Origin of the sequence: Bacillus songklensis, assembly GCF_042649685.1 — a bacterium.
GTDB lineage: Bacteria > Bacillota > Bacilli > Bacillales > Bacillaceae_H > Bacillus_BA > Bacillus_BA songklensis.
Map to the genome: position 1 here is coordinate 1 of NZ_JBHRZT010000013.1, position 15,172 is coordinate 15,172.

A 15,172-nucleotide genomic window follows, 5' to 3' on the forward strand; every position below is an offset into this window, starting at 1 on the left:
GGTATTACGAGCAAGGGGCTAGTTTCGTTCATGATAACTTGTCTACTGTGATAACACGGGGCTTTGAAACATGAAAAGACCGCAAAGCTTTCTTGAAAAAGCGCTTTGCAGCCTTATGATCTCTTGTTTTGCTTAAATAAAAATCAATCGTATTTCCTTCTGAATCAACGGCACGATATAGGTACATCCATTGACCTTTTACTTTTACATACATTTCATCGACTCTCTCGGAGCCATTTATTGTCTTAAGATGACGTCGTACTCTTTCGTCTAATTTAGGTCCATATTGATGAACCCAACGCGAGCTGTGCCATATCCAGATGTCCCTCCTCATTGGGATGCAGCCCGTCCGTATCTAGAAAATATTGCTGATTAATCACTTTGTTCTCATTCATATATAAGCTATAAAAGTTGAAATAGTGCCACCCATTCTTTTCTGCCATATTCTTCAACTCATTTACAAGTTGAGATAATTTATTTTGCAGTACTGGATAGCCAGCGACGGGTTCCCAAATGATATCGTGATCCAATCCTTTCATATAAATAGGAGTGGGGATACCTACAATCGGCGTAATCCGGTGATGTAAAGCCTGCTTTGCCATGCTGTATATGTTGGCCAAGATTGCATTTACCGGCATGCCCCACCATAGATCATTACAACCGCCCATAATGACGGCATGAGTGGGCTGATAACCAATAACATCCTGGTAAAAGCGACCGATCATCCCCGTTGTTGTATCTCCTGAAATTCCTCTGTTAATCACCTCCATCTTTCCTAATTCCCCCAAAATCATTGGCCAGGACTTTTCTTTATCGACACCTAATCCTTCTGTCAGACTGTCTCCTATGCATACGATTTTCATTTATTCTCCTCCAAGTCAAACAAACGTGGATAAAGGCTGGTTTTTCGATAACGGTTATACCGCTCTTTCCTCAACCTCTGTCTCTATTTTTACTGGTGTTTTAGTAATGACACTGACCGCTAACATGACAACAATGTTAACTACAATAGCCGCTATACCGATATCAAGATCTTTTATAAACTGAGGGGCTTTCGGAAAGAACGTCCCCATAGTCGCACTGGTTATGGTTACATAAGCAACCATGATGACACCGGCTATAATTCCTGCAGATGCGCCTGTTTTAGTAACAGGGTTTTTCTTCCACAAGCTACAAAATAGGGGAGGGAATAATTGCAGCACAAAGCTGTAAGCCATGATCAGCAATGCAATAATGCTGTTTCCGCCGTAAAAAGTGAAAAATAAAGCGATTAGCGCCACGATAGGGACAAAAATACGAGTTAATCGCCCAATCTGCTCATCGGTGGTCTCCGGTTTGATCGCCTTATAAATATTTTTCGATAAAATCGTCGATGCCGTCAGTAATAACATCGAACACGGAACAAGTGCGGTTAAGATACCGGCGGCTCCTATGACTCCGACTACCCACGGATCGAACGTTGCTTTTGCGATTTTAAAGAGGGCTAAATCTGTATCTGCTCCTTGTAAATTTGGAATTTTTAAAAGGGCTGTGAAGCCAATGAATAAAATGAATACCAAAATGATTTGGTAAAGCGGCAAAATAGCAGCATTCTGTCGCAATGTTCTTTCATCTTTAGACGATAAGCTTGCACCGAAGCATTGAGGCCACATATATTGCCCCAATCCGATGGTTAAACAGGTCGAAATATACCAGGATATGCTGAGTCCTTCTTTAGGAATCAATAAAAACTCCGGCTTTGCCGCATCCAATGTTTCAAACATCGGCTTGATTCCGCCGTGATAGTGATACGGCAGGTAAATTCCTAAAAATAGAATGACAACGAGAAGGAGAATGTCTTTTAAAATGGCTGTTGAGGCTGAACCGTGAATACCGGACATTGACACAAATATGGTGACGGCAACCACCCCAATGCACACGGCTAAATTCGGTGAAATCGTACCATATGAAGCTTCTGATACAATGATTTTAAGTCCTTTTAACTGTAAAACGATATAAGGAATCATCGAAACGACTCCGACGATCGCTACTATTAACCCGAGTGACTTACTATCATACTTCTTTGCAAAAAAATCAGATTGAGTAAGCACACGATGTTTTTTAGCATAACGCCAAATAGGAGGCAAAATCCAGAACGGCACAATATAACAGAAGGCGTTGAAGATATAAATGATAGGACCTCCCATTCGGTAGGCTCCGCCGCTTCCTCCCAGAAATACATACGTTGTAAAAATTTCACCAGCCATTAACACAAACATGATGATAGAACCAAAATTACGGCCGCCTACAGCCCATTCTTCCATCCCCATTTCTTGTCCTTTGCGAGCACGGATCCCTAAATAGAAAGCAATAAGAAAAGTCCCTATAAGAATGAAGATAGCACTATTCATTTATTTCCCTCCTGCTTGTCTAACAGAATATTAGTAATGGATAAAAATACCGAAGTTAAAATGAGCCAGGCAGTCGCCCAAAAGACAATGAAGGGTAAACCAAATATATAAGGTTCGATACGGTTTACGACCGTGAACGCACCAATAACAGGAATCAGCCCTAGTATCCAAATTAAAATTTTCACTACGAAATTCCCCCTTTTGAAAAAATGTCAGTGATTTTACCGGCTTTGCGCTCCCTTCTTACTTTGAGTTCTATTGGAATAGAGTGAGCAATAAAACATATGTGATTTGATCACTCGGATTGAAAGCGCTTTAAATATAAGATAGGAAGAATGAAACCTCATACATAAATTATCACAAATAAACAAGGAATAAAACGAGTGTTACATAAAAGGCCGATCGAGACCTTTCATGTAACACCTAATAAAGCAGATTAATCTATACGAGCGTATCTGTCTATCAGCTTTTCACATTTTGAGAAAGAACTAAAGATTTCAATAGATCTACTACACGGTTTCCTACGTCTGATGTAGAAGAAGTTCCATTCATATCCGGTGTCAAAACTTCTGCTTCCACCAAAAGTTGTTCCATCGCATCCAACACTAGTTTTCCGTAAGCTTCATACCCGAAAAAGTCGAGCATTTGGCTTGCTGACCAAATAGCGGCAAGTGGATTGGCAATCTGCTGTCCCGCAATATCAGGAGCTGACCCGTGAATCGGCTCAAACATCGACGGGAAGTCTCTTTCGGGATTAATATTGGCTCCGGCAGCAAGGCCGATTCCGCCAGCGAGTGCCGCGCCTAAATCCGTTAAAATATCGCCGAATAAGTTCGATGTCACAATCACTTCAAAGCGTTTTGGATCTTTAATCATCAGCATCGCTGCCGCATCGACGAGATAAGAAGCCGTTTTGACTTCAGGGTATTCTGCGCTCACTTCTTCAAATACCTGGTCCCAGAAAACCATCGAGTAATTAAGAGCGTTCGCTTTAGAAATACTCGTCAGCGACCTACCTTCTTTTTTTGCCGTTTCAAATGCGTATCGAATGATTCGCTCTGTGCCTTTTCGGGAAAATACACTGTTTTGCAAAACGACTTCATGTTCCTGACCTTTAAACAGCCAGTCCCCTGCGCCTGAATATTCGCCTTCACTATTTTCACGAATGAACAGCATATCAATGTCTTCGCGTTTCACATCCACAAGCGGCAAATGAGCCCCTTTTAACAGCGTCACAGGACGGATATTAACATACTGGTCAAAACTTTTGCGAATTTTTAACAACAAATCCCACAGCGAAATATGGTCAGGGACGCCGGGAAACCCGACTGCCCCCAAATAAATTGCATCAAATTCTTTCAGCTGCTCAATTCCATCCTCATCCATCATTTTTCCATTTTTCGCGTAAAACTCGCATCCCCATGGAAAGTATGTGAAATCAAATCGGAAACCCGAATCCAGTTCAGCTACTTTATTTAATACTTTGATCCCTTCATTAATGACTTCAGGGCCAATGCCATCTCCAGCGATAACTGCTATTTTAAATTGTTTCACAATGATCTCCCCCGTTTTCAGCTTTGGTTCCAAACGACCAATTTCATTTCAGTCATTTCTTCCACCGCGTATTTGATGCCTTCACGACCTGTCCCACTTTCTTTCACACCGCCGTATGGCATTTGGTCAACACGATAGGTCGGTACGTCATTAATAATTACACCGCCCACGTGCAGTTCCTGTGAAGCGTACAAAGCATTTTTCACATTGTTTGTGTAAATGCCGGCCTGTAATCCGAAGCGGGAATCATTCACTTGCTCAATCGCTTCTTCAACTGAACTCACTTTGTTCACAACGACAACCGGAGCAAATGCTTCCTGACAGGATACTTTTAACGAATGATCCGCATCTGTAATAATTGTAGGCTCAAGAACGCCATCTTGCAATTTACCGCCCGTTGCGATTGTTGCATCGCTGCTTTTCGTTTCTTCGATCCAGCCCAGTACACGTTCAGCTTCCCCTTTAGAAATTAAAGCGGAAATATACGTGTCCGGATCAAGCGGGTCGCCGATTTTCAGCTTCTTCGCCGCTTCAGTGAACTTCGCAACAAATTCTTCATACACATCCTCATGCGCATACACACGCTGCAGAGAAATACATACTTGCCCCTGGTTGGAGAAAGCGCCCATGATGCAGCGGTCAATAATTTGATCGATGTCAATGTCTTTGTCGATAATTAATGCCGAATTCGAACCGAGTTCAAGAGTCGTCTTTTTCAAGCCAGCCTTGTTCCGTATGCCGATACCGACGCTCGGACTACCTGTGAATGTGATCATGCTTACGCGGTCGTCTTCCACAATTGCTTCCCCAACCGTGCCGCCGGGGCCTGTTACCACATTTAATACGCCCGCTGGGAGACCCGCTTCTTCAAAAATTTCCGCGATAAAAAGAGCAGACAACGGAGTTTGCGAAGCTGGTTTCAAGACAATGGTATTGCCAGCCGCAATAGCCGGCCCGACTTTATGAGCAACAAGGTTCATCGGGAAGTTAAACGGCGTGATTGCTCCAATGACCCCAATCGGCTCTCTTAACGTGTAACCGATTCGGCCAACGCCGCCAACAGCTGCATCAAAAGGAATCGTTTCTCCATGAATTCTTTTTGCTTCTTCAGCCGCGAACTTATACGTTTCAATCGTTCTCGCCACTTCCGCTTTTGCAAACATAATTGGTTTAGCTGACTCACGAGAAATAATTTCTGCCGCTTCATCCGCTTTCGCTTTTAATAGCGCCACAACGTTTTCCAAAATCTCCGCCCGCTGATACGCTGGCATTTTTGCCATTACTCCACGCGCATTGTAGGCAGCTGCAATTGCCTGAACAGTCCGCTCTTTATCCGCCATCGCAATTTGGGCTATTTCTTCCCTGGAATAAGGGGAGTATAGCGGAGCATATTTCGCTGTTTCTACTTTTTCGCCATTGATCATTAAAAACTGCTTCGTCGATTTTACTTCATTCACTAATTTACTCATTGAGGGCCTCCAATACCATTTCATGAAATTGTACAATCGCTTTTTCTGAAGACGAATATCTACCTGTGTTAAATGCACGAGAGCGGAAACCGATTTGCTCTAACTCTACAAGTTCCACATCTTCCAGGCGGACTTGTTCGGCAAAAGCAACTAAGTCTTTTTCTTCTTGAGTCAAATTCTCATCACGGAAATAATAAGTGTAAAGAATCAAAGTTGTTTCATGATCAATCGGCACCAATTGAATCGTTGCCATATTTCCAGGACCCGGATAAATTGTCAACATTAAGTTTGGCCACAGCCAGAAGAAAGATCCGCCTTGCATTTCTGCTTGATTTAAATCTACTGTTCCATAATTTTTATCCGGTTTAACAATGGAGCCTTGTAGTGAATAATTTTCACATGTAATGATTTGATAATCATCCATGTCAAGTGCTGCAACAAAGCCTGGATGAGCGACATGACAGTGGTCACACTCTAAATAATTGTCAATAAACGCTTTCCAGTTCGCTTTAATCACCCGTGATGTTTGGTTTGTTCTTTTCAACTCACTTAAAAACGGAAATTTGCTTAAGCGATCGAAGAAATCACCGTAAGATTCACAAAGCGGCTTCGCATTATCGTCCAAGTTGACAAAGATTAAAGATTCCAAGATTTCCATGCGGACTGAGCGTAAACAGGCGTCTTGTACACAAGCGGCATCTTCGCCTCTAAAGTTCGGCGCTTTGTTTAATTTCCCATCCAATTTGAATGTCCAACCATGGTATGCGCATTGTAAAATTTTCTTCTTACCTGACTCACTTTTTTCAAGCTTTGTTGCACGGTGCGGACAGACATTATAAAAAGCACGGATAACTTCATCCTGGCCGCGAGTCACGATAATCGGCTCGTTGGCTACTTCCGTCGTGAAGAAAGAACCTACTTTTTCCAACTGGCTGACATGTCCCACAAGCTGCCAAGATTTAGAGAATACAAGATCCATTTCTTTTTCAAGTACTTTCGGATCTGTGTATTTGTCATATGTCAACGTTCTTTCAAATGTCCGATTTGATACATTTTCTACTTTGTTATAAGTCATCCTTCATTCTCCTCCGTAAATAAATGATTATTAAGCACTTGCTGGCAAGGCTAAAAGTTTTTCAAATCTTTTTTTTATTGATTAAACAATCTATTTAATGATTCGGCTGTTCATTGAGTCACCCGGCTTAAACAGTTTTACAAGTAAAAGGTTCAGCAGCCACCTTAATGGAATCTGTTGGACAGCCGTTTAAAGCATCTTCCAAATTTTCTTCCAGTTCGTCAGGCACTTCAGTTATACCTGTGTTGTCATCAAGGATGGCAACAGCAATTCCTTCGTCATTATAATCAAAAATTTCTGGCGCCGTTGCTCCACATGCCCGCAAGCGATGCATGTATCTTGATCAACCACTGTGTATTTAGCCATGTGGATTCCCCCTGACTTCTCATTTATATCCATTAAACGGCTGAGCCGCTTTTTTCTTTTCCCCCCATAATGCTCGTACTGTGAAGAGGCTGAACTTTCGCACTCGGATCGACATATACTTTTGCATTGCTTACAGCTGTCGGTGCTTCGCCAAAACCGCTTGCAATCAGCTTCACTTTACCTTCGTACGTACAAATATCTCCTGCTGCGTATATGCCTTCGATGTTCGTTTCCATTTTAGAGTTGACAACAATGGAATTGCCTTTGATTTCAAGGCCCCAGTCTTTAATCGGGCCGAGCGATGAAACAAAGCCGTAATTGACAAGGACATCGTCGACTTCAATTTCGAGTAGCTCTCCCCTCTTCACTTCCGTCACAACCACTTTTTCTATCTTTTCATCGCCGACCACCAATTGCGCAGGCACGTACGGCGTTAAAATTTCCACTTTTGACTGTTTCAACTGTTCCACACTATGCTCATGGGCGCGGAATTTGTCTCTTCGGTGAATGATCGTCACTTTTTCAGCTATCGGTTCAAGCATGAGCGCCCAGTCAACTGCTGAATCACCACCGCCAAACACGACCACTTTTTTTCCGGCAAATTGATTTAAATCCTGTACGAAATAATAAAGGTTAGTGTTTTCAAACTTGTCTTCTCCTTCAATGTTCATCTTTCGCGGCTGGAATGCCCCGTTTCCAGCTGTGATAATAACCGCTTTCGCGTAATGAGTTTCTTCGTTCGTCGTAATCGCGAACTTCCCGTCAACTGTACGAACGATGCTTTCTACCGATTGTTCGAGGCAAATTGTCGTTTCAAACTGATTCACTTGCTCCAGTAATTGATCAACGAGTTCCTGCGCCCGCACTTTCGGGAAACCGGCAATGTCATAAATATATTTTTCTGGGTATAAAGCAGACAACTGTCCGCCAAGATGAGGAAGACTTCCGATAATTTTCACCGACGCCTGGCGCATTCCCGCATAAAAAGCGGTAAACAAGCCAACTGGTCCTCCCCCGATAATGGTGATGTCAAAAACCTCATGCTGGTTTTCCATTTTACTCCTCCCCAACTGTCTTAATTGCTGGAATTTCATTTTCCTAATGTTTCAAATAATGAAATAATTGACAACATACTTGCTTTGCAGCCTGTCAACTTTATATACATGCAATTAGTGTGCCAACTTTTAAAAAAGTAAAAATACACGGAAAATTTCGATTTTAATTTGAAAACGCTATCATATTGAGTTATAATTAACTCGATATGATGGGGCATTAATCAAGATTAACTCAGCACCTTTTGAAAAGAGAGGATCATTCTATGAAAAGTCCTGATGCAACAGGCAATATTGAGATGACGCTACAAACTCTTTTAAAAATTCTCGATCATTCCTCAGATGAAATTTTTGTCCTTGACGGCGAAAAGCGGATTCTTTACGTTAACCAGGCATGTGAGCGCCATTACGGGCTGAAGCCGACTGATGTCATCGGCAAATATAATGTCGACTTATTTGAAAAAGGCTATTGGAAACCATCCATTGTGCCGGAAGTGTATAAAAGAAAAAAGCCTTGCTACATGAAGCAGCAAACTTATATCGGAGCTGAACTGATGACGTCGGCGATTCCAATCTTAAATGACGAGGGGGAAATCGAACTCGTCGTCACCACATCGACCGAATTACAGACATATAAAATGATAAAAGCGAATGAAACAAGTGATGAGTCAAAAACTACTCAAGAAGATGATGAAACAGGCCAGATCATTACTAATAGTAGCAAAATCAACCGAATCTTGACTTTTTGCGAAAAAGTGGCGCCAACTGATTCCACGATTTTAATCCAGGGAGAATCAGGAACAGGAAAGGGCGTGCTCGCTCATTTCATCCACCGGATTAGCAAGCGGAAAAGTGGCCCGTTCCTAACAATTAACTGCGCGGCCATTCCGGAAGAGCTGCTCGAATCGGAGTTATTCGGTTATTCAAAGGGCGCATTTACTGGGGCAAACAAAACTGGAAAACCTGGATTGATTGAGGCAGCGGATGGCGGCACTGTGTTTCTTGATGAAATTGGAGAAATGCCGCTCACACTTCAGGCGAAGCTTTTACAAGTAATCCAAGACAAACAGTTCATTCCCGTCGGCGGCAGCGAAATGAAAAAGGTCGATATCCGCATCATCGCCGCAACGAACCAGGATTTAATTGAAATGGTCAATGACAAAAGATTCCGGGAAGATTTATTTTACCGGCTGAATGTGATCGACGTTCACCTGCCGCCACTGCGTGAGCGCAAAGAAGATATCATTCCGCTCACGTACAATTTTTTAAATAAATTCAATAAAAAATACCATGACAACAAAGTCATCTCGGAAGAATGCCTGAACATCTTAATCCATTATTCATGGCCAGGCAATGTACGCCAGCTCGAAAACTTGATTGAACGGTTAGTCGTCATTAGCGACTCAATCATCCAGGTGGCCGACTTGCCGGATATGATCACCGCCAACGTTGAACAAGTCACACAGCTCGCTCTCCCCACTTCACTCGATAAAGCGATTGATGAAACAAAGCGGATCTTAATCAGAAGATCTTACCAAACATACAAATCATCTAGGAAAGTCGCGAAAGACCTCGATATTAGCCAAACGAAAGCCTCGAAACTAATCCGGGAGTACTGCAAGGATTTGATGGATAACTAAGCCTAAGCGTCTTGGATTTTCTTAGATTGGACTTGTAGGTTCTGGTGCAAAAACGGAAGATAAAAATAAAGTATGAAACTATAAAAATAATTGTAAAACAAAAGGTGCTTCGTATAGGAAGCACCTTTTATTTACATAACACCCGTTATCGGTAGTACAATCAAAATACTACATAAACAAAGAAATACCATTGGTTATTTAAAATGAATTACCTTGCAGATCGATCTTCTCTTGAATCTAATAAAGAAGAGCATTCTCTTTCTCTCGGAAAAGGAATAACTTGTCTATACGGAGGTGGAGGAAGTTGGGCATTACGGTCTTCTGTTTCAGGTATATTAATCCTTACCATGTCACTGTCGCGTTGAGTCCGAATCTCGTTAACAACAATTTGGAAGTACAGTTATGTAATTACGTGCTTGTCCCCACGAAAAATTTTGCTTACTAATTAGACGTTGTTTTAAATATTCTTTTACCTCTATACGAATTTTAATATTCTTAATTCCAGAAAAGTCAATGTAATAATGAGTATCAGAGTGGTTAAAATGTATTCCGTAACTTTTACTTAACAACCGAACATCCCATCTATCTTTTTCCCATTCTTCACGAATGTCTACTAATTCAACAAGAGTAGAAAGAATAACTCTTAGAAAATTAGCAATTTTTGTTTTATGTGTATATTGACCGTAGGGGCTTTTTGTAGTTGTCATGGTTTTTATTTTTTTATTTTCTCACCACAATACCCATTTTCTTTCTGTTTCTTCTACATTTAAATCAAGTAAAGAAGAGAGGTTGGGATATTTTTCGTTTAGAAATTCTATCAGCCTACTTAAAAACCGAGCTTTGTCGGTGTAGATAGTGGTTATCGACCATTCATCTTTAAATAACTTATTGTAAAACATATATTTAAATTCCAAATTAACAGAAGGGTTATTGGTAAAAAAACGCAAGTTTTTATAATTACATCTATGGTTATCATATTGCTCCTTAAAGTTCTCAATTGAGCCGATAAAATTTATATTCCAGGTATCATTCATTAAAAAATATGAATTTTCCACTACACGTTCCGCCACGGAACCATTTTCGTTAATGGCCTTTTCAATATAGGAAGAGAGTTCTTTCTGGATTTTTTCATGAAAATTTAGATTCTCTGTATTAGGTTTATACATTGTTGTCATTCATTTAAATCCTCCTTATTCTCAAATCTCTTAATTTGAAATGCAGGTTGAGCTTTGCTCCAATTCTCACGAATCTCTTCATCCGAAGGGTGGAGGTACATATTCATAGTGGTTTGAATTTGGGAATGACCTAACCGTTCCTGTACTTGTTTAATATCTTTAGTTTGCCGATAGTACATTGTTGCGTGTGTATGGCGCAGTAGATGAGGGTGTACGTCAATACCCGTTTTATCTCTTAGTCTCTTAAACAGCGCACTCACATCCTGATAGGTCATAGCTTGTCCAGTGTTTTTACCACGCAGTTTTACGAATGCAGAATTAGTATCTATCTCCAGGTCATCAATGACTTCGTAAAGATAATCGTCAAACAAGTCCATTAGCTCTTTAGAAATATATATTTTACGTTCCCCTGTTTTTAACTTTGCCTCATTTGGTAATTCACCACGATCTTTCAATTGAATATGATGTCCACCCTTATGATCAAAAATAAAATCCTCTATAAACAAGGATAAAACTTCGCCTATACGTAATCCTGTTTCAAACAACAATCGAATAAGAAATTGATTTCTTATATTGGTTGCTGCTTGATAAAGCTGTTCAACTTGTTCTTTAGTCAATACTTTTATTTTCTTCTTTGGTTCTTTTAATTTTAAGATGTTTTTTCTTGATGGTTTACCTTTATTGATGTGATAAAGAAAGTCCTTATATCTTGTACGTCTACCTCTGTATACTTGCTTTATCATTTTATCCACATAGTCATTTTGTATTTCTTGATTTTGATAAAGATAATCATAAAAGCTAGTGACTACAGTAATGATGAGGTTCACAGATTTCTCTGTTCGCTTCATCCTTGTTTGTTGTAACGAAGTTACTTTAATACTTCCATATGGATTTCTTGACCACCCAACAAACTCTGCTAATTCTCTTATTGTCACTTCTTTAAAATCTTTGTCTACGTCCTCCAAATACTCAAAATAATGCTTTAAGGAATAACAATATGTCTTCTGTGTATTGCTGCTTTTTCCTGTTGCATCTAGATATTTTAAATACTTCATCACTGGAACAACAGGTATTCCACCATCATCAAGAAGCATATACCTTTTCTTATTACCATCAAGTAATACTTCCTGTACTTTCATAACATCCTCCACCTTAAAAACATAAGATCATAAAATAAACATATTAAACTACAAATTCACAGTCTAGTTTATGAATTTAATATGTATTAAAAAAGAAGATATTAGCTCTTATATTGAACTAATTATCCTCTAATAATTATAGTACAGTTAAGTTCTTTGCTTTCCTATCAGCCTGTTACGGGACCCTTGTGGTGACCCCAAAGAAAATGGAATAGATGGCATGAAAGTAAATCTTTCTTTGCCTAAAGGCATGAAAAAACAGGGAGAATGAATTCTCCCTGCTGTCTGTAACACCTATTCCTGATTCTCTTACTCTTCTTGACTATTTTTCTTTTCCTTCACATATTGTTCAGCCGTTTCCTTCGCCCAATACGGTTTTCCTGAGATGACCATATTCGCCTTTGATAATTTTCCTCTCCCATGTAAATTACTTAATTTCTATACTCTGCGGTTCTTCAAAGCACGGCGTGGAGGGCTGGCTAACGAGTGAGTTTAGCCGAAGAAGCAATGACAGAACTACTAATACTTTATAAAGATATGTGTTTCCGAAGGTCGCAATGTGTAAAAATACTGTCCTGTAATTTTTATTGTCATAATATTCTCACGGAATTAAAATGAGAGAAGTAGAAGATTACAATTGGGAGAAGAGGTAACAACGATGCCGATGCAGAAAAGGAAAGTTTTGCTTTTGTATATTATAGGGAGTATCATTTGGATTATTATAACGGAATTTTTAATACGATTATTGGAAATGGACATACAAAGTGTCCTCTTATTCGAAAAGATAAAAGGAATTATATATATACTCTTACTGGGTGGATTTATCTATTTTGTGTTAAATAAGAAAGAAGAACATACTTTTAGTAAACAGGAAGAAAAAAGACTTTTGACTTTAATTAATTCAATGGTTGACTTTGTTAATTTTAAAGATGGAGAAGGAAGATGGTTGGAAGCTAATGATTTTGCTCTAAAGTTACTCCAACTTGAACATGTTGATTATAAAGGGAAAAAGGACTGCGAATTAGCTCAGTATACGGAATTTTATAAAGACGCGTTAAACCATTGCACAGTAACTGATAAAAGAACTTGGCAAAACGGTGAACTTTCCAGGTTTGAGGAGCATATTCCCCTTCCAAGTGGGGAGATTAAAATATTTGATACAATCAAAGTTCCTTTGTTTAATTCAAACGGAAGTCGTCAAGCTTTAGTGGTGATTGGTAGAGATATAACGGAAAGGAAAATCGCTGAAAAGAAATTAGCAGACAGTCAACAACAGTATAAATCCCTATTTGAATATAATCCAGACTTGGTATACATGGTGGATTTAAAAGGAACAATTACAAATCTAAATCCAAGTTTTGAAAATGTTACTGGTTATCAAAGGGAAGAGTATATTGGAAAGCCCATATTACCACTTATTTTAGAGGAAGACAAAGAAAAAGTAATGGAATCATATTATAAGTTGATAGACACAGGGGAGCCTTCGCTATATGAAATCACGATTCAGCATAAGAATAAAAGAAAGGTGATTTTAAGCTGTACTTCTGTTCCTATGATAATTAATGACAAAATAATTGGAATTATTGGGTATTGCAGAGATATTACGGTATTAAGGGAAACGGAAGAACGTTTAAGAAAAACGGAAAAACTGTCGATAGTAGGGGAACTAGCTGCAAGTGTAGCTCATGAAATCAGAAATCCGTTAACTTCCGTTAAAGGTTTTATCCAACTTTTACAACAAAAAAATGAAAATGATAAAACATACCATGAAATCATCTTAACAGAACTAGATAGAATCAATGGAATAGTAAGTGAATTGTTAGTGTTAGCTAAACCTCAAGAAATTACGTTTAAACAAAGTGATGCGATTCAACTATTAGATAATGTGAAGGCGTTATTAGAGTCACAAGCTCATTTACATTCTGTTGAAATGTCCGTATATGTATCAGATGATATTCCAGCTATTGATTGTGAACCAAATCAATTAAAGCAGGTATTCATCAATGTCATTATGAATGCCATAGAAGCTTCTAGTCATGGTGGAAAAGTATCGATTAAAGTGAGTAAAAAAGATGAGGAGAACGTTCTTATTAGCGTAGAAGATAATGGGTGTGGTATTCCTGAAGACCGTCTAAAACGACTAGGAGAACCTTTTTATTCTTATAAAGAAAAGGGCACAGGTTTAGGTTTGACGGTTTGCTATAAAATTATTGAAGCACACAGAGGTGAAATTTCATTCACCAGCCAGTTAGGAACAGGCACGACTGTAGATATCGTCATCCCCATCAGTCATAAATCTAAAAAAATAGCCAAATAATCAGAATTGAGGATTTTTGAACTGTTTATAAGATTAATTTTGCCAGTTCACTTTCCAACTTAAAGAAAAATTCCTATGGAAGGATTAATGTATATTCTTTGTTGAATTTTGTTAGTTTAGGATTAAGTTTAAGATTAAAGTATTTATGATTGTCTTTTATTTTGTTATGCTAACATCACCATCATTTTCATCGTAAAAGCCGGCTGTTGGACACAGTCGGCTTTTCTCTTTGAGTTCCAATAATAGAGCCATTATATTAACTAAAAAGGTGAATAGAGTATGTAATTAAACTTGAGAAGAGATGAAAATAAAAGTGAAACCAGAAGAAACAGAAGAGTTTATTTTACTTGAACAGATTGTTGTAACGGAAGAGTTTTTAAGCTCGCATCCGAATGTTGAAAAAACACAGCAAATCATGGATCATGTCAAACAGACAGGCTACTTAGATGAGCCCACTACGATTAATCGGAAGACAAAGATTCTTACGGGCGGCTACAGACGCTATATTGTGGCTAAAAAGGTGGAAATGTATTTAAGTTCTATTGTTTATGAGAAATAAGCTTAGAAAGACTGAACAGGCCTTATAACAACAAAAACTTTCAACATCAAGGATGACTGAAGGACTTTATGTACCTTTCATGTTGAAAATTGAGCATTTTATGGAAAAAGAAAGATCATCTCCCTGCTACCGGCAACACCTATTCTTGAACCTCTTCTTGATTCTTTTTCTTTTCCATCACATACTGTTCAACTGTTTCTTTCGTCCAATACGGCTTTCCCGAAATGACCATATCCTCTTTTGGCAGCTTTCCTCTTAAGCGATAGACGGCCAACTTATTTTGAGTAAAGGCCAACCCTTGTTCATTTAAATACCGGGCAAAATCCGTTTGATTGAAATATTCGATTGGTTGTTTTTCTCCTATGATAGAGGCACCATCTGATGTAGGAAACAAATACGTATCCTTTTCAAAAAAGGGTTTTAATAATGTAACTTT

14 protein-coding genes and 2 pseudogenes are annotated in these 15,172 nt (G+C 39.1%); 3 read left to right on the top strand and 13 right to left on the bottom strand.

All coding sequences use genetic code 11. From position 1 onward, the window contains the following. Positions 1-37 precede the first annotated feature (37 nt). The 9 genes and pseudogenes from ACFOU2_RS02105 to ACFOU2_RS02145 all read right to left on the bottom strand — a co-directional run. Positions 38-301 (bottom strand): annotated as a pseudogene (locus tag ACFOU2_RS02105) (DDE-type integrase/transposase/recombinase); the annotation flags it as partial. Continuing rightward, on the bottom strand, positions 276-863 hold the full coding sequence (locus ACFOU2_RS02110) for an SGNH/GDSL hydrolase family protein (RefSeq protein WP_377911823.1): 588 nt from the start codon (positions 861-863) through the stop codon (positions 276-278). The gene ACFOU2_RS02110 and the pseudogene ACFOU2_RS02105, both read right to left, overlap by 26 nt. Before the next feature lie 54 nt (positions 864-917). Further along, positions 918-2,390: a sodium:solute symporter family protein gene (locus ACFOU2_RS02115; protein WP_377911825.1), complete on the bottom strand. Its 1,473-nt coding sequence runs from the start codon at positions 2,388-2,390 to the stop codon at positions 918-920. Then, the gene (locus tag ACFOU2_RS02120; RefSeq protein WP_377911827.1) at positions 2,387-2,575 is read right to left on the bottom strand and encodes a DUF3311 domain-containing protein; all 189 of its coding nucleotides are present in this window, start codon (positions 2,573-2,575) and stop codon (positions 2,387-2,389) included. Before ACFOU2_RS02120 ends, ACFOU2_RS02115 begins: the two co-directional genes overlap by 4 nt. A gap of 277 nt (positions 2,576-2,852) precedes the next feature. Then, a complete protein-coding gene (locus ACFOU2_RS02125; protein ID WP_377911829.1) occupies positions 2,853-3,944 on the bottom strand; it encodes a tartrate dehydrogenase in 1,092 nt (363 codons plus the stop codon). Between the two features lie 17 nt (positions 3,945-3,961). After that, entirely contained in the window at positions 3,962-5,413 is a 1,452-nt protein-coding gene (locus ACFOU2_RS02130; RefSeq protein ID WP_377911831.1) for an aldehyde dehydrogenase family protein, read from the bottom strand. Beyond that, positions 5,406-6,488, bottom strand: a complete 1,083-nt coding sequence (locus tag ACFOU2_RS02135) for an aromatic ring-hydroxylating oxygenase subunit alpha (RefSeq protein WP_377911833.1) — start codon at positions 6,486-6,488, stop codon at positions 5,406-5,408. The genes ACFOU2_RS02130 and ACFOU2_RS02135 overlap by 8 nt, the downstream gene beginning before the upstream one ends. Positions 6,489-6,615: 127 nt before the next feature. Continuing rightward, positions 6,616-6,854, bottom strand: a pseudogene (locus tag ACFOU2_RS02140) (ferredoxin). A gap of 32 nt (positions 6,855-6,886) precedes the next feature. Beyond that, positions 6,887-7,909, bottom strand: a complete 1,023-nt coding sequence (locus ACFOU2_RS02145) for an NAD(P)/FAD-dependent oxidoreductase (protein WP_377911835.1) — start codon at positions 7,907-7,909, stop codon at positions 6,887-6,889. A gap of 263 nt (positions 7,910-8,172) precedes the next feature. On the opposite strand from ACFOU2_RS02145, the gene ACFOU2_RS02150 reads away from it, so the two are divergent. Beyond that, complete coding sequence (locus ACFOU2_RS02150) at positions 8,173-9,546, top strand: sigma-54 interaction domain-containing protein (protein WP_377911837.1); 1,374 nt, start codon at positions 8,173-8,175, stop codon at positions 9,544-9,546. A gap of 377 nt (positions 9,547-9,923) precedes the next feature. On the opposite strand, the gene ACFOU2_RS02155 is transcribed toward ACFOU2_RS02150, so the two are convergent. From ACFOU2_RS02155 to ACFOU2_RS02165, 3 genes are read right to left on the bottom strand one after another with little or no spacing between them, the layout of a single operon-like run. Next, on the bottom strand, positions 9,924-10,253 hold the full coding sequence (locus ACFOU2_RS02155) for a hypothetical protein (RefSeq protein ID WP_377911839.1): 330 nt from the start codon (positions 10,251-10,253) through the stop codon (positions 9,924-9,926). Positions 10,254-10,274: 21 nt separating this feature from the next. After that, positions 10,275-10,721 (bottom strand): transposase, encoded by a 447-nt coding sequence (locus ACFOU2_RS02160; protein WP_377911841.1) that lies wholly within the window; start codon positions 10,719-10,721, stop codon positions 10,275-10,277. Next, positions 10,718-11,860, bottom strand: coding sequence for a tyrosine-type recombinase/integrase (locus ACFOU2_RS02165; protein WP_377911843.1), 1,143 nt, complete (start codon positions 11,858-11,860; stop codon positions 10,718-10,720). The genes ACFOU2_RS02160 and ACFOU2_RS02165 overlap by 4 nt, the downstream gene beginning before the upstream one ends. 658 nt (positions 11,861-12,518) lie before the next feature. Between ACFOU2_RS02165 and ACFOU2_RS02170 the strand changes: the two genes are divergently transcribed. Together ACFOU2_RS02170 and ACFOU2_RS02175 are read left to right on the top strand one after the other, a co-directional pair. Further along, a complete protein-coding gene (locus ACFOU2_RS02170) occupies positions 12,519-14,177 on the top strand; it encodes a PAS domain-containing sensor histidine kinase (protein ID WP_377911845.1) in 1,659 nt (552 codons plus the stop codon). Positions 14,178-14,490: 313 nt separating this feature from the next. Continuing rightward, positions 14,491-14,736, top strand: a complete 246-nt coding sequence (locus tag ACFOU2_RS02175) for a hypothetical protein (protein ID WP_377911847.1) — start codon at positions 14,491-14,493, stop codon at positions 14,734-14,736. 139 nt (positions 14,737-14,875) lie between these two features. On the opposite strand, the gene ACFOU2_RS02180 is transcribed toward ACFOU2_RS02175, so the two are convergent. After that, positions 14,876-15,130 carry a hypothetical protein gene (locus tag ACFOU2_RS02180; protein WP_377911849.1) on the bottom strand — a complete coding sequence of 85 codons (255 nt, stop codon included), beginning with the start codon at positions 15,128-15,130 and terminating at the stop codon, positions 14,876-14,878. Positions 15,131-15,172: the final 42 nt, after the last annotated feature.